The organism is Marivita cryptomonadis (genome assembly GCF_002115725.1).
GTDB classification, from domain to species: Bacteria; Pseudomonadota; Alphaproteobacteria; order Rhodobacterales; family Rhodobacteraceae; genus Marivita; species Marivita cryptomonadis.
In genome coordinates, this window is record NZ_JFKD01000013.1 from 1 (window position 1) to 15,955 (window position 15,955).

17 protein-coding genes are annotated in these 15,955 nt (G+C 59.0%); 5 read left to right on the plus strand and 12 right to left on the minus strand.

The annotated features are described in order from the left end of the window. The 6 genes from MCRY_RS14525 to MCRY_RS14550 all read right to left on the minus strand — a co-directional run. On the minus strand, positions 1-313 hold a 313-nt coding region (locus MCRY_RS14525), incomplete at its 3' end, for an acetyl-coenzyme A synthetase N-terminal domain-containing protein (protein WP_280523429.1). Between the two features lie 84 nt (positions 314-397). After that, positions 398-1,153: an ABC transporter ATP-binding protein gene (locus MCRY_RS14530; RefSeq protein ID WP_085631143.1), complete on the minus strand. Its 756-nt coding sequence runs from the start codon at positions 1,151-1,153 to the stop codon at positions 398-400. 51 nt (positions 1,154-1,204) lie between these two features. Continuing rightward, positions 1,205-1,960 carry an ABC transporter ATP-binding protein gene (locus tag MCRY_RS14535; protein ID WP_085631145.1) on the minus strand — a complete coding sequence of 252 codons (756 nt, stop codon included), beginning with the start codon at positions 1,958-1,960 and terminating at the stop codon, positions 1,205-1,207. A 12-nt stretch (positions 1,961-1,972) separates the two neighbouring features. Then, entirely contained in the window at positions 1,973-3,172 is a 1,200-nt protein-coding gene (locus tag MCRY_RS14540; protein WP_085631147.1) for a branched-chain amino acid ABC transporter permease, read from the minus strand. Between the two features lie 3 nt (positions 3,173-3,175). Continuing rightward, entirely contained in the window at positions 3,176-4,207 is a 1,032-nt protein-coding gene (locus MCRY_RS14545) for a branched-chain amino acid ABC transporter permease (protein WP_085631149.1), read from the minus strand. 108 nt (positions 4,208-4,315) lie between these two features. Beyond that, a complete protein-coding gene (locus tag MCRY_RS14550) occupies positions 4,316-5,662 on the minus strand; it encodes a substrate-binding protein (protein WP_085631151.1) in 1,347 nt (448 codons plus the stop codon). 219 nt (positions 5,663-5,881) lie between these two features. On the opposite strand from MCRY_RS14550, the gene MCRY_RS14555 reads away from it, so the two are divergent. From MCRY_RS14555 to MCRY_RS14575, 5 genes are all read left to right on the plus strand, one after another. Beyond that, positions 5,882-7,198 carry a helix-turn-helix domain-containing protein gene (locus MCRY_RS14555; protein WP_085631401.1) on the plus strand — a complete coding sequence of 439 codons (1,317 nt, stop codon included), beginning with the start codon at positions 5,882-5,884 and terminating at the stop codon, positions 7,196-7,198. A 93-nt stretch (positions 7,199-7,291) separates the two neighbouring features. Next, positions 7,292-7,660 (plus strand): response regulator transcription factor, encoded by a 369-nt coding sequence (locus MCRY_RS14560; protein WP_085631153.1) that lies wholly within the window; start codon positions 7,292-7,294, stop codon positions 7,658-7,660. After that, the gene (locus MCRY_RS14565; protein WP_085631155.1) at positions 7,657-7,938 is read left to right on the plus strand and encodes a hypothetical protein; all 282 of its coding nucleotides are present in this window, start codon (positions 7,657-7,659) and stop codon (positions 7,936-7,938) included. The genes MCRY_RS14560 and MCRY_RS14565 overlap by 4 nt, the downstream gene beginning before the upstream one ends. Continuing rightward, a complete protein-coding gene (locus MCRY_RS14570; protein ID WP_085631157.1) occupies positions 7,935-10,622 on the plus strand; it encodes a sensor histidine kinase in 2,688 nt (895 codons plus the stop codon). The genes MCRY_RS14565 and MCRY_RS14570 overlap by 4 nt, the downstream gene beginning before the upstream one ends. Positions 10,623-10,706: 84 nt before the next feature. After that, the gene (locus MCRY_RS14575) at positions 10,707-11,750 is read left to right on the plus strand and encodes a FliM/FliN family flagellar motor switch protein (RefSeq protein WP_085631159.1); all 1,044 of its coding nucleotides are present in this window, start codon (positions 10,707-10,709) and stop codon (positions 11,748-11,750) included. Here the strand turns inward: MCRY_RS14575 and MCRY_RS14580 are convergent. The 6 genes from MCRY_RS14580 to choW form a co-directional block, all read right to left on the minus strand. After that, positions 11,747-12,178: a protein tyrosine phosphatase family protein gene (locus tag MCRY_RS14580; RefSeq protein WP_085631161.1), complete on the minus strand. Its 432-nt coding sequence runs from the start codon at positions 12,176-12,178 to the stop codon at positions 11,747-11,749. The genes MCRY_RS14575 and MCRY_RS14580 overlap by 4 nt on opposite strands. Positions 12,179-12,187: 9 nt before the next feature. Further along, complete coding sequence (locus MCRY_RS14585; RefSeq protein ID WP_085631163.1) at positions 12,188-12,622, minus strand: DUF6691 family protein; 435 nt, start codon at positions 12,620-12,622, stop codon at positions 12,188-12,190. Then, positions 12,622-13,047 (minus strand): YeeE/YedE family protein, encoded by a 426-nt coding sequence (locus MCRY_RS14590; protein ID WP_085631165.1) that lies wholly within the window; start codon positions 13,045-13,047, stop codon positions 12,622-12,624. The genes MCRY_RS14585 and MCRY_RS14590 overlap by 1 nt, the downstream gene beginning before the upstream one ends. A 4-nt stretch (positions 13,048-13,051) precedes the next feature. Further along, complete coding sequence (locus tag MCRY_RS14595) at positions 13,052-13,915, minus strand: MBL fold metallo-hydrolase (RefSeq protein WP_085631167.1); 864 nt, start codon at positions 13,913-13,915, stop codon at positions 13,052-13,054. A 107-nt stretch (positions 13,916-14,022) separates the two neighbouring features. Further along, positions 14,023-15,075: a choline ABC transporter ATP-binding protein gene (gene choV / locus MCRY_RS14600; RefSeq protein WP_085631169.1), complete on the minus strand. Its 1,053-nt coding sequence runs from the start codon at positions 15,073-15,075 to the stop codon at positions 14,023-14,025. Continuing rightward, positions 15,072-15,908, minus strand: coding sequence for a choline ABC transporter permease subunit (gene choW / locus MCRY_RS14605; protein ID WP_085631171.1), 837 nt, complete (start codon positions 15,906-15,908; stop codon positions 15,072-15,074). Before choW ends, choV begins: the two co-directional genes overlap by 4 nt. Positions 15,909-15,955 lie beyond the last annotated feature (47 nt).

The following is a 15,955-nucleotide window of genomic DNA, read 5'->3' on the forward strand; positions in this document are numbered from 1 at the left end:
CCGGCTCGTTGGGATCATCGGGTTCGAAGATGATCGCGGTCTGGTCACCGCGGGTCGCCAGATGCCGGTCGACACAGTTGGCCGCCACGTTCAGCGTGCCATCGGCGAACCAGTTGATCTTGACCTGACCCAGCGTGAAATCCACGTCCTTGATCTGCGTCGGTGCCTTCATCCAGTCCAGACGCTGCGCCGCCTCCGCCCAAAACCCCTCAGGATCAGACACCGACCGCGCATACATCTCCTCGTAACGAGACGCATCAATATGCGCGTTTTCGACCATCTCTTTGGACGGGGGATAGGTTGTATCAGTCATGGGTGTCCTCCTCTTTGGTCAAACAAAACCGCCCCCGCCGGGAAATGGCAAGGGCGGCAAAAGTCGCAGACGGCTTGGCCTTGCTCAGATCGCGAGGTATTCGGCCCGCAGTTGGGCATTTTCCAGAACCTCTGCCGCCGAGCCATCAAACACGATAGAGCCAGTGTCGAGGATGATTGCCCGATCCGCCAATTGCAGCGCGCGTACAGCATTCTGTTCGACAAGGATCGTCGTCATCCCTTGTTCCTTGATCACGCGCAGGGTCTTTTCGATCTCGTCAACGATCACCGGCGCCAAACCTTCGTAAGGCTCGTCCAGCAGCAGCACCTTGAGGTCACGGGCGAGGGCGCGGGCAATCGATAGCATTTGCTGTTCGCCGCCCGACAGTGTCACGCCTTCTTGACTGCGGCGTTCACCCAAGCGCGGGAAGAGGTCGTAAATGCGTTCGATCGACCAGCCGACGGGCGGTGCGATTTGCGCCAGTTGCAGGTTCTCCTCAACGGTAAGGCCGGGGATGATCCGGCGGTCTTCGGGTACAAGACCCAGACCGACTGATGCGGCTTCGTACGAAGACATCTTGTGCAACGGTTGATGATCAAGCCAGATTTCACCGTGATTGACCTGCGGGCTGTCCATCCGCGCGATGGCGCGCAGCGTGGTGGTCTTGCCTGCACCGTTACGTCCCAAAAGAGCGAGAATCTCGCCTTCGTGGACGTTGAACGAGATGCCCTGCACGATATAGCTTTCGCCGTAGTAGGCGTGCATGTCCCAGACGGACAGGAAAGCCGGGGCTGTTTGTGCGTGATTGGCGTTTTTCGAAAAGTCGGGTTTGACGTTCATAATTCTGTCCTCGCTGTGGGAGGGGTGGCGGGGAGACCCCGCCAAATGGGGTTACGCGGCTTCGCCGAGATAGGCTTCCTTGACTTTCGGATGCCCTTTGATGTTCTCGGGAGTGTCCTCGACCAAAGGCGTGCCCTGCGCCAGAACGGTGATCCGTTCGGCCAGTGAGAACACCACATGCATATCATGTTCGATGATCGCGATGGTGATGTTGCGTTTTTCCTTGATCTCTTTGAGCAGGTCGATCGTGTTGTTCGTGTCGGCCCGCGCCATGCCCGCTGTAGGTTCATCGAGCAGCAGCAATTTGGGATTTTGAACAAGGCACATTGCCATTTCGAGACGGCGTTTGTCCCCGCGTGACATCGAGGCGGAGTGCATGTTCCGCTTGTCGAGCATGTTGACCTCTTCCAGCATCTGTTCGGCTTGGTCGCGCAGTTCGCCTTCGCTAAAGACCGACCGGATGCCGTGCAGGGCGAAAGAGCCGTCACGCCGCGCAAAGCACGGGATCAGCATGTTTTCCATCACCGTCAGATCGCCGAAGATCTCGGGCGTCTGGAAAACACGGGAAATGCCCATCTGGTTGATTTCAAACGGGGTACGGCCCAGCACGCTCTGTCCGTCGAACATGACCGACCCGGTATCCGGGATCAGCTTGCCCACCAGACAGTTGAGCAAGGTAGACTTGCCCGCACCGTTGGGTCCGATGATCGCGTGGCAGGTGTTCTCCGCCACGCTGAGGTTCACATTGCCAAGTGCTTGCAGGCCACCGAACCGTTTGTTCACGTCTTTGACTTCGAGAATTCCCATCTGTCCGTCTCCTTATTCCGCAGGTTCGGTGGTTGCGTTCTTAGGTTCTTTGGCCTTTTTGCGACCAAAGAGTGCAGCGATCTTTTGGCCCCCCTGAACAAGGCCACCGGGCAGGAAGATCACGACCAGCATGAACACGATCCCCAGTGTCAGGTGCCAGCCCTTGCCGATGAACGGGTAGATCAGGGTGACGACCACATCTTCGAGCCCGTCGGGCAGGAAGGCGAACCAGCTGTGCAGGATGTCCGAGTTGATCTTGGAAATGATGTTTTCCATGTACTTGATCAGGCCAGCCCCCAGAACCGGGCCGATGAGCGTGCCGACACCACCAAGAATGGTCATCAGGACAACCTCGCCCGACGCGGTCCAGAACATACGTTCGGCACCTGCCAGAGGGTCCATCGACGCCATCAGGCCACCTGCGAGACCGGCGTACATACCCGAGATCACGAAGGCCGCCAGCGTATAGGGACGCGGGTTAAGGCCGGTGTAATTCAGGCGCTGCTGGTTCGATTTGATAGCGCGTAGCATCATGCCGAACGGCGACCGGAAGATGCGGATCGACAGGTAGAACGAGATCAGCATGATAATGGCGGCAAAGTAGTAGCCGACATTGAAGGTGAACACCCAGTTGCCGAACACCAGTTCGGTGCTGTCGCGCATCTCAAGGCCGAAAAAGCCAGGAACCGGAATGTTGCCTTCTGCCGTGGTGGCCGCGCCAAAGATGCGCGGATCGTCCAACGCCAGTTGCAGGCCTGTTTCACCACCGGTGATCGGGGTCAGAACCGAGTATGCCAGGGCAAAGGACATCTGCGCAAAGGCCAGCGTCAGGATTGAGAAGTAGATGCCCGAGCGACGCAGGCTGACATAGCCGATGATCAGGGCGAACACGCCTGCGGTGATGACCGCAAGGACGATTGCGGGGACGACGTTCATGCTGAGCAGCTTGAACATCCAGACCGCGGCGTAGGACCCCACTCCGAGGAAGGCGGCGTGACCGAAGCTCAGGTATCCGGTCAGGCCGAATAGGATGTTGAAGCCGATGGCAAAGATGCCGAAGATCACGAAGCGCTGCATCAAATCAGGGTAGCCCGCGTTGAATTGTGCCATCGCCGACCCCTCGGGGAAGGGGTTCAGGAAGAAGGGGGCAAAGGCCACCAACACTGCCACGATCAGCAGGAGGGATGCGTCTTTTTTGTCCAGTCCGAACATGGATCAGTCCTCCATCACGCCCTTGCGACCCATCAGGCCACGCGGACGCGTCAGTAGAATAATGATGGCGACAAGGTAGATGATCACCTGGTTGATGCCGGGAATGATGGCGATGACTTCGCGCATCGAGGCAAAGCTTTCGAGGATACCCAGCAGGAAGCCAGCAAGCACCGCACCTGGAAGCGATCCCATGCCGCCGACAACCACCACGACAAAGCTCAGGACAAGGAAGTCCATCCCCATGTGGTAGTTGGGTGAATTGATTGGGGTGTACATCACGCCGGCAAGGCCCGCGACCGCAGCGGCCAGCCCGAACATGATGGTGAACCGCTTGTCGATATTGATGCCCAGCAAACCCACGGTTTCACGATCTGCCATCCCTGCACGTACGACCATGCCGAAGGTGGTAAACTGCAGAAAGGCAAACACGGCGCCGATGATGACGGCTGCAAACGCAAAGTAGACCAGTCGCCAGTAGGGGTAGATGATCGTTCCGGGTTCGAACCCGACAAGCGCGCCAAAGTCGAATGATCCAACAAAGGCAGAAGGGGCCGGGGTCGGAATCGGGTTTGCCCCGTAGTAGTACTTGATGATCTCTTGAAGCACGATCGCAAGACCAAAGGTCACAAGGATCTGGTCCGCATGGGGGCGCTTGTAGAAGTGTTTGATCAGCCCGCGTTCCATGATCACACCGATCAGGATCATCACTGGGATGGCGAACAGGATCGACAAAGGCACCGCCCAGTCGATGATCCCCGCGCCAAGGCTTTCGCCAAAAATGTCGTAGATATATGGCACATCGCGCATCTGCGGATTGCCAAGGAAGTCGACGGCTCCGGGAACCTCGACCTTGTGGCTCAGGCTGAGCAGGCGCGACAGCGTGACGGCGCAGAACGCACCGATCATGAACAGCGCACCATGCGCGAAGTTCACCACGCCCAGCGTGCCGAAGATGAGTGTCAGGCCCAACGCGATCAGCGCGTAGGCCGAGCCCTTGTCGAGCCCGTTGAGAATTTGCAGGATTATGGCGTCCATTGCCCCACCCTTTGCGGTCAGAAGTGTGGAAGTGCAGGCAGCCCGTAACAGCAACGGGCTGAAGAAGAGATGAGGCGGGCCGTTTGGCCCACCTCAAGAAACAAGGGCTTACGCGCCGTTGTTGCAGGTACCCAGCGCGCCGCCGGCGAACTGCGGGTGATCGGGTGCGTACGTAACCTGATCGACCGGTGTGACTTCCACGATTTCGAGGAGGTCGAACTCGGAGGACGGGTTTTCTTTACCCTTCACAACCAGAACGTCCTTGAAGCACTGGTGGTCTTCCGCACGGTAGAGGGTCGGGCCGTTGCCCATTCCGTCGAATTCGAAGCCTTCGAGCGCTTCGACAACCGCGCAAGGTGCAAACGAGCCTGCACGCTGAACAGCGTCTGCATAGAGCAGGGCCTGAACATAGCAGGTGTGTGCGGCCTGCGACGGCGGGAAGCCGTACTTGGTGCCGAAGGACTGAACGAATGCCTTGGAGCCTTCGTCCTGCAGCGACCAGTGCCAGTTTGTCGAACCGAAGATGCCCTTGACGTTGGCACCAGCACCCTTCGCCATGAGGCGCGAGTAGAGCGGAACAACGATCTCGAACTGCTTGCCGTTCACGATCCGGTCACGCAGACCGAACTGAACCGCGTTGGTCAGCGAGTTCACCATGTTTCCGCCGTAGTGGTTCAGAACCAGAACGTCTGCGTCAGATTGCAGAACCGGCGTGATGTAGGACGAGAAGTCGGTCTGTGTCAGCGGTGTCAGAACCGTGCCGACAGTTTCCCAGCCCATCGCTTCGGTCGAGGACTTCACCGCTTCTTCTGTGGTGTAACCCCAGTTGTAGTCGGCTGTCAGGTGGTATGCCTTACGGTCGGTGCCGTAGTTGGCTGCAAGCACGGGAGCCAGAGCTGCACCGGACATGTACGAGTTGAAGAAGTGGCGGAAGCCGTTGGCCCGCTTGTCTTTACCCGTGGTGTCGTTGGAGTGCGTGAGGCCCGCCATGAAGATGACGCCAGCTTCTTGGCAAAGTGCCTGAACGGCAACAGCCACACCCGAGGACGAGCCGCCAGTGATCATCACGGCGCCGTCTTTTTCGATCATCGACTTTGCCGATGCGCGCGCTGCGTCAGACTTTGTCTGCGTGTCGCCCGTGACGTATTCGACTTTCTTGCCAAGAATACCGGTGCCGTCCAATGCCTTCGACGAGAAGGTGTTCAGCATACCGCCGTCGCCTTCACCGTTCAGGTGTTCGACAGCGAGTTCGTAGGCGCGGAGTTCGTCTGCACCCTCGTCTGCGTAAGGACCGGACTGGGGTACGTTGAAACCCAGCGTGACGGTCGAGCCTGTCGGTGCGTTTGTAAAGCCTTCATGGCCGGCTGCGGACAGATACGTGGGCAGAGCGAGACCCGCACCTGCTACAGCACCTGTCTTGAGCACGCCGCGACGTGTCAGGTTGCCTTTGGACATATAATCCTCCCAATGTCTTTAAGGGTCTGGCGGCGTTCCTCCATCCGCCAGCACCGCACATATGTGCAAATTGATTATCGGCTATGCATGGAAAACATAGCAATAAGCGCTTTGCTTCAAACAGTTTTTCTGTCAAAAAATCTACAGCGCATTGCAGAAACCTGTAAATTTCTTTCTTCTGCAGTGCAGAAACGGATTGATTCATCACGGGAATTTGAGATGCCCCGCGACACTCTGACAGGAAGCCGCATTCGCGAGCGGCGCGTGATGGCCGGGTTGAAGCAGTCCGAATTGGCCAAACGCGCGGACATCTCGCCATCCTACCTGAATCTGATCGAACACAACCGGCGCAGAATCGGCGGTAAATTGCTTGTCGATATCGCCCATGCGCTGGGGGTTGAGCCGGGGTCTTTGACCGAAGGTGCCGAGACGACGCTGTTGGCCACCTTGCGCGAGGCGGCCAGCGGTATCGACATGTCCGAGGCCGAGTTCGTTCGGGTAGAGGAATTCGCCGGGCGGTTTCCCGGCTGGGCGGCTCTTTTGGCTGACAACCAGCGCAAGGTCGAAACGCTCCAACGCAGCGTCGAGGCGCTCACCGACCGTTTGACTCATGACCCGCATCTGGCGGCATCCCTGCACGAGATGTTGTCGACCGTGACCGCGATCCGCTCTGCGGCGTCGATCCTTGCCGAACCGGGCGATATCGAACCGGAATGGCAACGCCGCTTCAATCGCAACATCTATGAAGACAGTGCCCGGCTAGCCGACACGAGCCGCAGCTTGGCGCAATATCTTGAAGAGGCGGATTCCGAGGCGTCTGAAACCAATGCTCCGCAGGATGAACTTGACGGGGTGTTTCAGAAATTCGGGTTCCATTTTCCGGCGCTGGAAACATCGGACGTGGATGTCGATGCGGTGGCTACAGAGTTGGGACAGGGTGTTTCGCAAGCCGCGCGATGGCTTTTGCGGCGTGCCATTACGCGGTATCGTGCAGACGCTGAACGGATGCCGCTGGGCGAGAGTGCCGATACGGTGGCGGTATCAGGCAACGATCCGTTTGCCTTTGCAGCGCGGTTCGGTTGCGATCTGGCCAGTGCCATGCGCCGTCTGGCGCATCTGCCCGAAGACATCTTGCCCGAACCTGTGGGTTTGGCGATTTGCGACGGGTCTGGTGTGACGACCTTCCGTAAGCCACTGCCGGAATTTCCCTTGCCGCGACTCGGCGCTGGTTGTGCGCTTTGGCCGTTATACAGGGCGCTGGCGCGGCCGATGATGGTGCATGTCGAAGTGATGGAGCAATCTGCCCGCGCCGCAGCCCGTCATCGCGGCTACGCCATTTCCCAACCCACCGGTCCGGCCCGATCGGGCGAGGACGTTCTGTTCGAGAGCCACATGCTGATTGTGCCGGAACCCAAGCGCGACGTATCGGAACAAACCCGCCATGTTGGCCTTACGTGCCGGATCTGCCCCCACCCAACCTGCGAAGCACGACGTGAACCGTCGATCATGGTCGCGTCGGCACCGCGGAAGCTTTGACACATTGCCTGCACTTCGTAATAGTTTATGCAAGCTGGCCCAAAATAACGGCAAAAAGCCGACCAGCAGCTTGCGGCACGGGGGAGGGCGCGCATGTCCAAACAGGTTCTGTTGATTGAAGACGAACCCAACATCATTGAGGCGATAAGCTTCATCCTGTCTAGGGATGGATGGACGGTCAAAACCCACTCCAACGGGGCGGATGCTGTCGAAATGGTGAAAGAGAGGAGACCGGACGTGGTGATCCTCGATGTGATGCTGCCAGGAAAAAGCGGCTATGACATCCTGCGCGAATTGCGGGACGACCCCGAGATCAATGGCCTGCCGGTGCTTATGCTGACCGCGCGGGGCCAGACCAAGGATCGCGAGATCGCGGAACGTGCTGGCTGTGACGCCTTCATGACAAAACCATTCTCGAATGCGGATGTGCTCGAAACCGTGAGAGCCCTTGCTGCCAAATGAAACGCGAGACGGACAGGCCCGGATCGCCGACTGTCTTTCACGAAAGACGCACCTATCGCAGACGTCGGGTCATGGACGCCGCGCGTGTCGCCCCCATTCTTGCACTGATCCTCTGGAGCGTGCCGTTGATCTGGCCGCAAACAGGTGATGGCACCGTCAGCAGCGCCACAGCACTGATCTACATCTTTGCGGTCTGGGGCGGGGTGATCCTTTTGACTTGGGGGTTGTCACGCCTGTTGGCCGATGAGGTGGACGAACCGCCGGACACCGAGACATGAGCACGCTCAACCTGCTGGTCGCAGTCTGTACGGCCTATGTGTTTTTCCTGTTCTTCGTCGCCTTCGCCGCCGACAGGCTGGCGCTGCAGGGCAAAAAGGCGTGGTTGCGTTCGCCATTGATCTACACGCTATCGCTGTCGATCTATTGTACAGCTTGGACGTTCTACGGCGCGGTCGGGTCTGCGGCGCGCAACGGCTTCGAATACCTGACCATCTACCTTGGACCGACGATCGTGATGGTCAGCTGGTGGTGGCTGTTGCGCAAATTGATCCGGATCGGTCGGACGCAGAAAATCACCTCCATCGCTGACCTGATCTCATCCCGCTATGGCAAATCCAGCCTGCTGGCTGCCGGTGTCACGATCCTCGCGGTGATTGGCACGACGCCCTACATCGCGCTGCAATTGCAGTCCGTGACGTTGTCCTTTTCGGTTTTCGCCGCGCAGTCCGATGGGCTGGCGGCACAGGATCAGGCCCGTGTGGCGTTGTGGCTGTCATTGGGATTGGCGGTGTTCACAGTGCTGTTCGGCACGCGCAACCTTGACGCCAAAGAGCGGCATGACGGGGTGGTCATGGCCATTGCGGTGGAAGCTGTCGTCAAGCTTGTGGCATTGCTGTCTGTTGGCATTTTCGTGGTCTGGGGGGTGTCGGGCGGATTGACCGAGGCGCTCAACCGGATCGACGCGTCCGAGTTCGGCGAATGGCACACCGATCGCAGCCGTTGGGCCGGGCTGATCTTTCTGTCTGCGGCGGCTTTCCTGTGCCTGCCCCGAACCTTTCAGGTACTGGTGGTGGAGAACGACGACGAAAGCCACCTGCGGACCGCAAGCTGGGCGTTTCCGCTCTATCTTTGCCTTATCAGCTTGTTTGTTGTGCCTATCGCGGTGGTGGGACTCGACATCATGCCCGACGGATCCAACCCCGACCTGTTCGTTCTGACTATCCCGCTTGCGCTGGGCGAAAACGGGTTGGCGATGCTGTCCTTCCTTGGTGGGTTCAGCTCCGCCACTTCGATGGTGATCGTCGCGGCAATTGCATTGTCGACCATGGTGTCGAACCACATCGTGATGCCCATCTGGCTGCAACTGCGCCCAAGCGGGGCCAGCGTATCAGGCGACGTCCGGGCTGCCGTTCTCATGGCGCGACGGATCTCCATCGTTGGCGTGGTGATGTTGGGCTATCTGTATTTCCGACTGTCCAGTGGAGGCGAAGCGCTGGCCTCCATTGGCCTTGTGGCGTTTTGTGGTCTCGCGCAGGTCTTGCCCGCGATGCTGGGTGGCATGTTCTGGCGTGGAGCCACACGGATGGGGGCGTTTGCCGGACTCACCGCGGGCTTTGCGATCTGGCTCTATACGCTCTACCTGCCCAGCTTTGGTGTCGGAACAATCCTGCCGGTGGCGATCATCGACAACGGGCTGTTTGGTTTGGCTTGGCTGAAGCCTGACGCATTGTTTGGCATCGAGGGTATGGACCAACTCATGCATGCGCTGCTTTGGAGCATGTTGTTCAACGTTGTGGCCTTTGTCGGTGTCTCGCTTGTCACCTTCCCGTCACCGTTGGAGCGGCTTCAGGCGGCACAATTCGTCAACATTTTCGAGCATTCAACCAATGCTCGAAGCTGGTCTGGTGGAACGGCACAAACCGAAGACCTGATGGTGATGGCGCAACGCATTCTGGGTGCGGGAGAGGCGCAAGCGCTGTTCTTGCGGCACGCACGGCGCCAGGGCGCGCGTGGGAATTTGCCGGCGCCGACACCTGATTTTCTTGAGGCTTTGGAGCGCGAATTGGGAAGCTCTGTCGGGGCGGCAACCGCCCATGCGATGGTTGGGCAGATCACGGGTGGCATGGCGATTTCCGTCGAAGATTTGATGGCGGTGGCGGATGAAACGGCGCAGATGCTGGAATACTCGGCACGGCTCAAGGAACAGTCCGAAGAACTCAGCCGCACCGCTTTGGAATTGCGCAATGCCAACCAAAAGCTCACCCGCCTTTCGATCCAGAAAGACGCCTTCCTGAGCCAAATCAGCCACGAATTGCGCACACCGATGACCTCGATCCGGGCATTTTCCGAGATCCTGCGTGACACTGACCAGATGACTCCGAACGACCAGTCGCGCTATGCGTCGATCATCCATGACGAAGCGCAGCGCTTGACCCGACTGCTCGACGATTTGCTGGACCTGAGTGTGGTCGAGAACGGGCAGGTGAACCTGAATCTGCGCGAAGGAAGCTTGCGCGATGCGCTTGACCGGGCCGTATCTGCGGCGGCTATCGGTGAAGACGGTGTCCAAATGGCCATCGAACGCGACATGGGTCGGGAATACATCGTGCTGCACACCGATCTGGACAGGCTTAGTCAGGTTTTCATCAACCTGATCGCCAATGCGCGCAAATATTGTGATGCTCAAACGCCTCGTCTGGTGATCCGTGTGATGCAGGAAACCGACCGCGTGGTGATTGATTTTCACGACAACGGCTCCGGCATTGCACCCGACGCTGTGGACATGATCTTTGAAAAATTCGCCCGCGTCAGCGACCAAAAAGCAGGTGGCGCAGGTCTTGGGCTGGCCATCTGCCGCCAAGTCATGACGCGCTTGGGGGGATCGGTCGATTATGTGCCCTCTTCGCGTGGTGCGACGTTCCGCGTTGTCTTGCCCTACCGCATCGCATTGGCCGCCCAATAGGTGCTCTGTGCAGATTTGCTAAGCCCTTGGTAACCAATTCCGGCGATAACCGGACAAAAGGCCAAGGGGGCAGACGGCACTAATATGAACGACACCGTCACAGACACGGTTTTGCAGCGCAAGGCGCAGGCACAACGCAAGGCGCTGGGCGGCGGTGCATGGTCGGTATCGCGTGCCTTGGGCCGCGCGCTGTCGATTGCGGCGGATGCGCTTTGGGGGCTTGGTCTGGTTCCCCGCATCACCTGTGATGATATTATGCCTGTCGATCTGGCAATGTCGCGGTTGGGCCCTGATCACTTGATTGTCGTGCTCGAAAACGATTCTGGTGCGCGTGGGCTTGCCACCTTTGATCGCGATATCGTCACTGGGTTCATCGATGTGCAGACCTTGGGCAGGGTGACACGTTTTCCAGCCGATGCGCGCGCCTACACGCCAACCGATGCGGCGATGACTGCCCCGGTGATTGATGCGGCGCTGCCCCGGTTTGCATCCATGTTGTCAACCCAGCCCGAAATGGCACATCTGCAGGACTATCGCTTTGGCGCCTTGGTCGAAGATGCGCAAACGGCGGGGCTGGTGCTGGATGCGGACATGTATCATGTGATCGAATTCGACACCGCACTTGCACAGGACACGCGCAGCGGCGGGGTTGTCTTTATGTTCCCCGAACCCAAGAAGGCGGCGGAATCGGGTGGTGTACCCGGTCCGGGAAAACATGAAGCTGTGCTCAAGCTGGCGCCTGTCCGCATGCAGGCGGTGTTGACCCGTATCCATATTTCTCTCGACAAGGCGCAGGCGTTGCGGCCGGGGGACAGGCTGCCGCTCGCGGCGGGTGCAACGACATCCGCGGCTCTGGTTCTGGCCGGGGGACACGAGGTGGCACGCGGAAAGCTGGGGCAAATGAATGGCTTTCGCGCCATTCGTATCGGAACCCAAACGACCGCTATGCACTCACGCGACCCGCAGGTTTCGTTGTCTGTTCATTCTGTGAACGAAACCCCAGCACCCACGGGGTCTCTTCCTGCCACACTGGGCGCTGCCTCGCTCGAGATGACGGGATCGCTTGCGATTGACGGTAAGGACGGTGCCTTGGACAGCTCCGCGACACCGAACCTCGACGCGCTTTAACGCTGTGCGTCTGCCGCAGCGTCAAGCGTGGGGCGCAGCATCGACAGGTCGTAACCTGCTTGTGCCACTGCGCCCAAAATCTCATCGGCACTTTTCTGACCAGCTTGGCTGAGCGCCCAAAGGATCGAACAGCGTGTGCCCGATGCGCAGTAGGCCAGAACCGGGCCGTCCGACGCATCGACCATCGCAAATTGCTGGGCCACCCGGTCGGGGGTCATGGTTTGGTGCGTGATCGGCAACACTTCGAACCGGAGCCCGGCAGCCTCGATCGCCATACGCATCGCGTCTGATTGATGCGACGGTGGTACTTCGGCATCCGGGCGGTTGCAGATCACGGTGGTGATCCCCGCCGCCTTGATGGCGGCGGCATCTTCCGGGTCGATCTGCGGCGACACAGCATAGCGGTCTGTAATGGGGCGTATATCCATGGCTAAGACCTACTGCGCTGTCGCGGGCCTGTCCAGCCATGCCCGTAGGCTTGGCATGGCGCTCATCCCGGCGACCATCGCTCCAAGAAATACCAGCCCTTCGATCCCGCCATAACTGAGCGAAGCAATCGCCGGACCGGGGCACAGGCCAACAAGACCCCAACCCATCCCGAACAGAACCGACCCCATCACAAGGTTACGGCCCAGTTTCGGTTCGGGTGGTGGCGGCATGGCGTCGCCAGTTAGGGCAAAGCGCCGCTTTGCGGCAACCCGCCACGCAATCGCCATCGGGATAATCGCGCCGCCCATCACAAAGGCCAGTGTCGGATCCCAATTGCCGAAAATATCCAGCCATCCCTGCACCTTGCGGGTGTCAGTCATGCCCGAAATGAACAGCCCGGCCCCAAACAGACCACCGGCCAGAAAAGCGAAATAGTTGCGCATCAGATGATCCCCAGCAAATGGCGGAACAAAACGACGGTCAGACCGCCGGCAAGGATGTAGAAGACCGTCGCAACCATGCCGCGCAGGGACATCCGCGAGATCCCGCAGACGCCATGGCCCGAGGTGCAACCATTGGCCAGACGTGTGCCAACGCCCACCAAAAGCCCGGCGGCGATCAGCAGCGCGAAGTTGCTTGTGGCGTGGGTTTCCTTCGGGCCAAGAAAGTACAACAGGACCACGGGGATCAGTGCCAACCCCGCAAGAAAGCTGATGCGTTCCAACATCGTGCTGCGCCCACTGCCATCGACCAGACCGCCGATAATGCCGCTTGCGCCCATGATGCGCCCATTGGCGAGCAGGTATACCGCGCCGCCAGTGCCGATCAGCATTCCGCCGACCAGCCCGTAAATCCAATCCGGGTTCATTTCTTTACAATCCGTTTACAGGAATCTTGAGGAAGACTTTGCCGTCCTTGTCCGCAGGCGGCATTTGCCCGGCGCGCATGTTCACTTGCAGCGACGGGATGATCAGTTTCGGCATGGCCAACGTCGCATCGCGGGCGTTGCGCATCTCGACAAAGCTGTCTTTGGTGGCATCGCCACCGACATGCACGTTCTTGGCCTTTTGTTCACCTACTGTGGTTTCCCACGCATAGTCATCTCGGCCCGGAGCCTTGTAGTCGTGGCCCACGAAGATGCGGGTTTCGTCCGGCAAGGCGAGGATCTTTTGCACCGAGTCATAAAGCTGTTCGGACGAGCCACCCGGAAAGTCACAGCGCGCCGTGCCGAAATCCGGCATGAACAATGTGTCGCCGACAAATGCTGCATCCCCGACCACATAGGTCAGGCAAGCGGGCGTGTGACCCGGCGTGTGCAACACATCCGCACGCATCTGGCCGATGTGAAAGCTGTCGCCTTCGACAAAAAGCTTGTCGAACTGGCTGCCATCGCGCTGGAATTCGGTGCCTTCGTTGAACACCTTGCCAAAAGTGTCCTGTACGACCTGAATGCGGTCGCCAATCCCAATTTTGCCGCCAAGCGCGTCCTGAAGATAAGGTGCCGCGCTCAGGTGATCTGCGTGGACATGGCTTTCAAGCAACCATTGCACTTCAAGACCGTTTTCCTTCACGAACGCGATTACGGCATCTGCAGATTTCGTGTCGGTGCGGCCCGACGCATAGTCAAAATCCAGAACGCTATCGACAATCGCGCAGGCGCTGCCTTGCGGGTCTTGAACCACGTAGGAAATGGTGTTGGTGGCGTCGTCAAAAAAACCTGTGACCTTGGGTGTCATGTCTGAGCCCTCCTTGCTTGGATAACATATAAAGAAAGTTGAATACGTAGCAAGGGGGTGCCGCAAAAAAATGTACGGAACACACACGTTTTAAGGTGCCCTTGGGACTATGCTGAAGGTGTAGCGCCTGCACCGGTGGGATCGGACAGATAGACCAGAACATCGTTCTTGCCGATCACCCCGATCGGCGTGCCACTTTCGACAACGGACAGATCGACCTCGCTGCTGACCAGCGTGGTCATCACTTCTTGGACCCGCGCATCCGCGTCGACCGCCACCGCCTCGGCGGAAGCGGTCCCGGTGCGCATCACGTCGCGTGCGAGCAGAACACCCAATGGGTTCATATGTTTGACGAAATCAGCCACATAGGCGTTCGACGGATTGCGGAAGATTTCCTGTGGCGTCCCGCATTGTACGATCCGCCCGCCCTCCATGATGGCGATGCGATTGCCAATCTTGAACGCTTCGTCCAGATCGTGGCTGACAAAGATGATCGTGCGCTTCAGCCGTTGCTGCAATTCCAGCAGTTCATCCTGCAACTTGGTGCGGATCAGCGGATCGAGCGCCGAAAACGGTTCGTCCATGAGCAGGATCGGTGCATCCGTTGCAAAAGCACGAGCCAGTCCGACGCGCTGCTGCATTCCTCCCGACAACTCCGCGACCTTGCGGTCGGCCCAATCGGTGAGGCCCACCAAGGCCAGTTGTTTCTCGACCTGCGCGTTACGCTCGGCCTTCGGTTGTCCGCCCAGTTCCAGCCCCAGCCCGACATTCTCGCGCACCGACCGCCACGGCAAAAGACCGAACTGTTGAAACACCATCGCCACATGGCGCAACCGGATCGTTCGCAGCACCTCGGCGCTGGCGTTGGTGACATCCACCAGCCCTTGGCCGTCATGCACCCGCACACAGCCCCGCGCGACGGGGTTCAGCCCGTTCACCGCCCGCAACAGCGTTGATTTACCCGAGCCAGACAAGCCCATAAGGACAAGGATCTCGCCTTCAGTCACATCCAAGGAACAGTCATGTACGCCCAAGACCTGCCCGGTCTCACGCTGGATCTGTCCACGGTCCTGCCCTTCATCCATTAGCGGTAAGGCGGCCTGCGGTTTGTCCCCGAACACGATGGAGACATTGTCGAATTCCACGCGGGTGTTGTTCATTTCTGGCGCTCCATCCGCAGCATGCGGTCAAGGATGATCGCGACCACGACGATCACAAAGCCGCTTTCAAACCCGCGCGCCGTGTTCACCTGATTCAAGGCCCGCACAACCGGGACACCCAACCCGTCAGCACCGACCAGCGCCGCGATCACCACCATCGACAGTGAGAGCATGATCGTCTGGTTCAACCCCGCCATGATCTGTGGCAGCGCCGAAGGTAGCTCGACCTTCCACAGCAGTTGCGATTTGGTCGCCCCGAACGCCTCTGCTGCTTCGATCAGTGGGGTAGGGGTGGAGCTGACCCCAAGGTGGGTCAAGCGGATCGGTGCGGGTAGCACAAAGATCACCGTCGCGATCAGACCCGGCACCATGCCGATGCCGAAAAATACAATCGCGGGAATAAGATAGACGAAAGTCGGCAAGGTCTGCATCAGATCCAGAACCGGTCGCATCCACGCATAAAGCCGGGGCCTGTGCGCCACCGCGATGCCAATGGGCACGCCGACGCCCATGCAGACCACGCAGGCCGACAAAACCAGTGTCAGGCTTTCGGTCGTTTCCTCCCAATAGCCTTGGTTGATGATGAACAGAAACCCAAGCGCCACGAAGAGCGCGACCTTCCAACTGCGTTGCAGATAATAGGTCAACGCCACAAACAGCGCGATGATGACCAACGGATGGGGCGTTTGCAGCAGCCACAGAAAGCCGTCGATCATCGCTTCGAGCGCATCCGACAACGCGTCAAAGAAAAACGCGCCATTGCTTTCCAGCCAGTCAAAGGCTGTCCCGGCGACTTTTCCCACCGGGATCTTGTTCTCTGTCAACCAGTCCATGCAAGGGTCCTACGGTCTGAAAAGGAAGGGCGGCGTGATGCCGCCCT

What these genes read in the sequence shown, in the direction of transcription:
- choW (WP_085631171.1), bottom strand. Translation starts at nt 15,908, where the DNA reads ATGGACTGGTTGACAGAGAACAAGATCCCGGTGGGAAAAGTCGCCGGG.
- MCRY_RS14550 (WP_085631151.1), bottom strand. Translation starts at nt 5,662, where the DNA reads ATGTCCAAAGGCAACCTGACACGTCGCGGCGTGCTCAAGACAGGTGCT.
- MCRY_RS14540 (WP_085631147.1), bottom strand. Translation starts at nt 3,172, where the DNA reads ATGTTCGGACTGGACAAAAAAGACGCATCCCTCCTGCTGATCGTGGCA.
- MCRY_RS14545 (WP_085631149.1), bottom strand. Translation starts at nt 4,207, where the DNA reads ATGGACGCCATAATCCTGCAAATTCTCAACGGGCTCGACAAGGGCTCG.
- MCRY_RS14575 (WP_085631159.1), top strand. Translation starts at nt 10,707, where the DNA reads ATGAACGACACCGTCACAGACACGGTTTTGCAGCGCAAGGCGCAGGCA.
- MCRY_RS14585 (WP_085631163.1), bottom strand. Translation starts at nt 12,622, where the DNA reads ATGCGCAACTATTTCGCTTTTCTGGCCGGTGGTCTGTTTGGGGCCGGG.
- MCRY_RS14530 (WP_085631143.1), bottom strand. Translation starts at nt 1,153, where the DNA reads ATGAACGTCAAACCCGACTTTTCGAAAAACGCCAATCACGCACAAACA.
- MCRY_RS14560 (WP_085631153.1), top strand. Translation starts at nt 7,292, where the DNA reads ATGTCCAAACAGGTTCTGTTGATTGAAGACGAACCCAACATCATTGAG.
- MCRY_RS14570 (WP_085631157.1), top strand. Translation starts at nt 7,935, where the DNA reads ATGAGCACGCTCAACCTGCTGGTCGCAGTCTGTACGGCCTATGTGTTT.
- MCRY_RS14555 (WP_085631401.1), top strand. Translation starts at nt 5,882, where the DNA reads ATGCCCCGCGACACTCTGACAGGAAGCCGCATTCGCGAGCGGCGCGTG.
- MCRY_RS14535 (WP_085631145.1), bottom strand. Translation starts at nt 1,960, where the DNA reads ATGGGAATTCTCGAAGTCAAAGACGTGAACAAACGGTTCGGTGGCCTG.
- MCRY_RS14595 (WP_085631167.1), bottom strand. Translation starts at nt 13,915, where the DNA reads ATGACACCCAAGGTCACAGGTTTTTTTGACGACGCCACCAACACCATT.
- MCRY_RS14590 (WP_085631165.1), bottom strand. Translation starts at nt 13,047, where the DNA reads ATGAACCCGGATTGGATTTACGGGCTGGTCGGCGGAATGCTGATCGGC.
- choV (WP_085631169.1), bottom strand. Translation starts at nt 15,075, where the DNA reads ATGAACAACACCCGCGTGGAATTCGACAATGTCTCCATCGTGTTCGGG.
- MCRY_RS14580 (WP_085631161.1), bottom strand. Translation starts at nt 12,178, where the DNA reads ATGGATATACGCCCCATTACAGACCGCTATGCTGTGTCGCCGCAGATC.
- MCRY_RS14565 (WP_085631155.1), top strand. Translation starts at nt 7,657, where the DNA reads ATGAAACGCGAGACGGACAGGCCCGGATCGCCGACTGTCTTTCACGAA.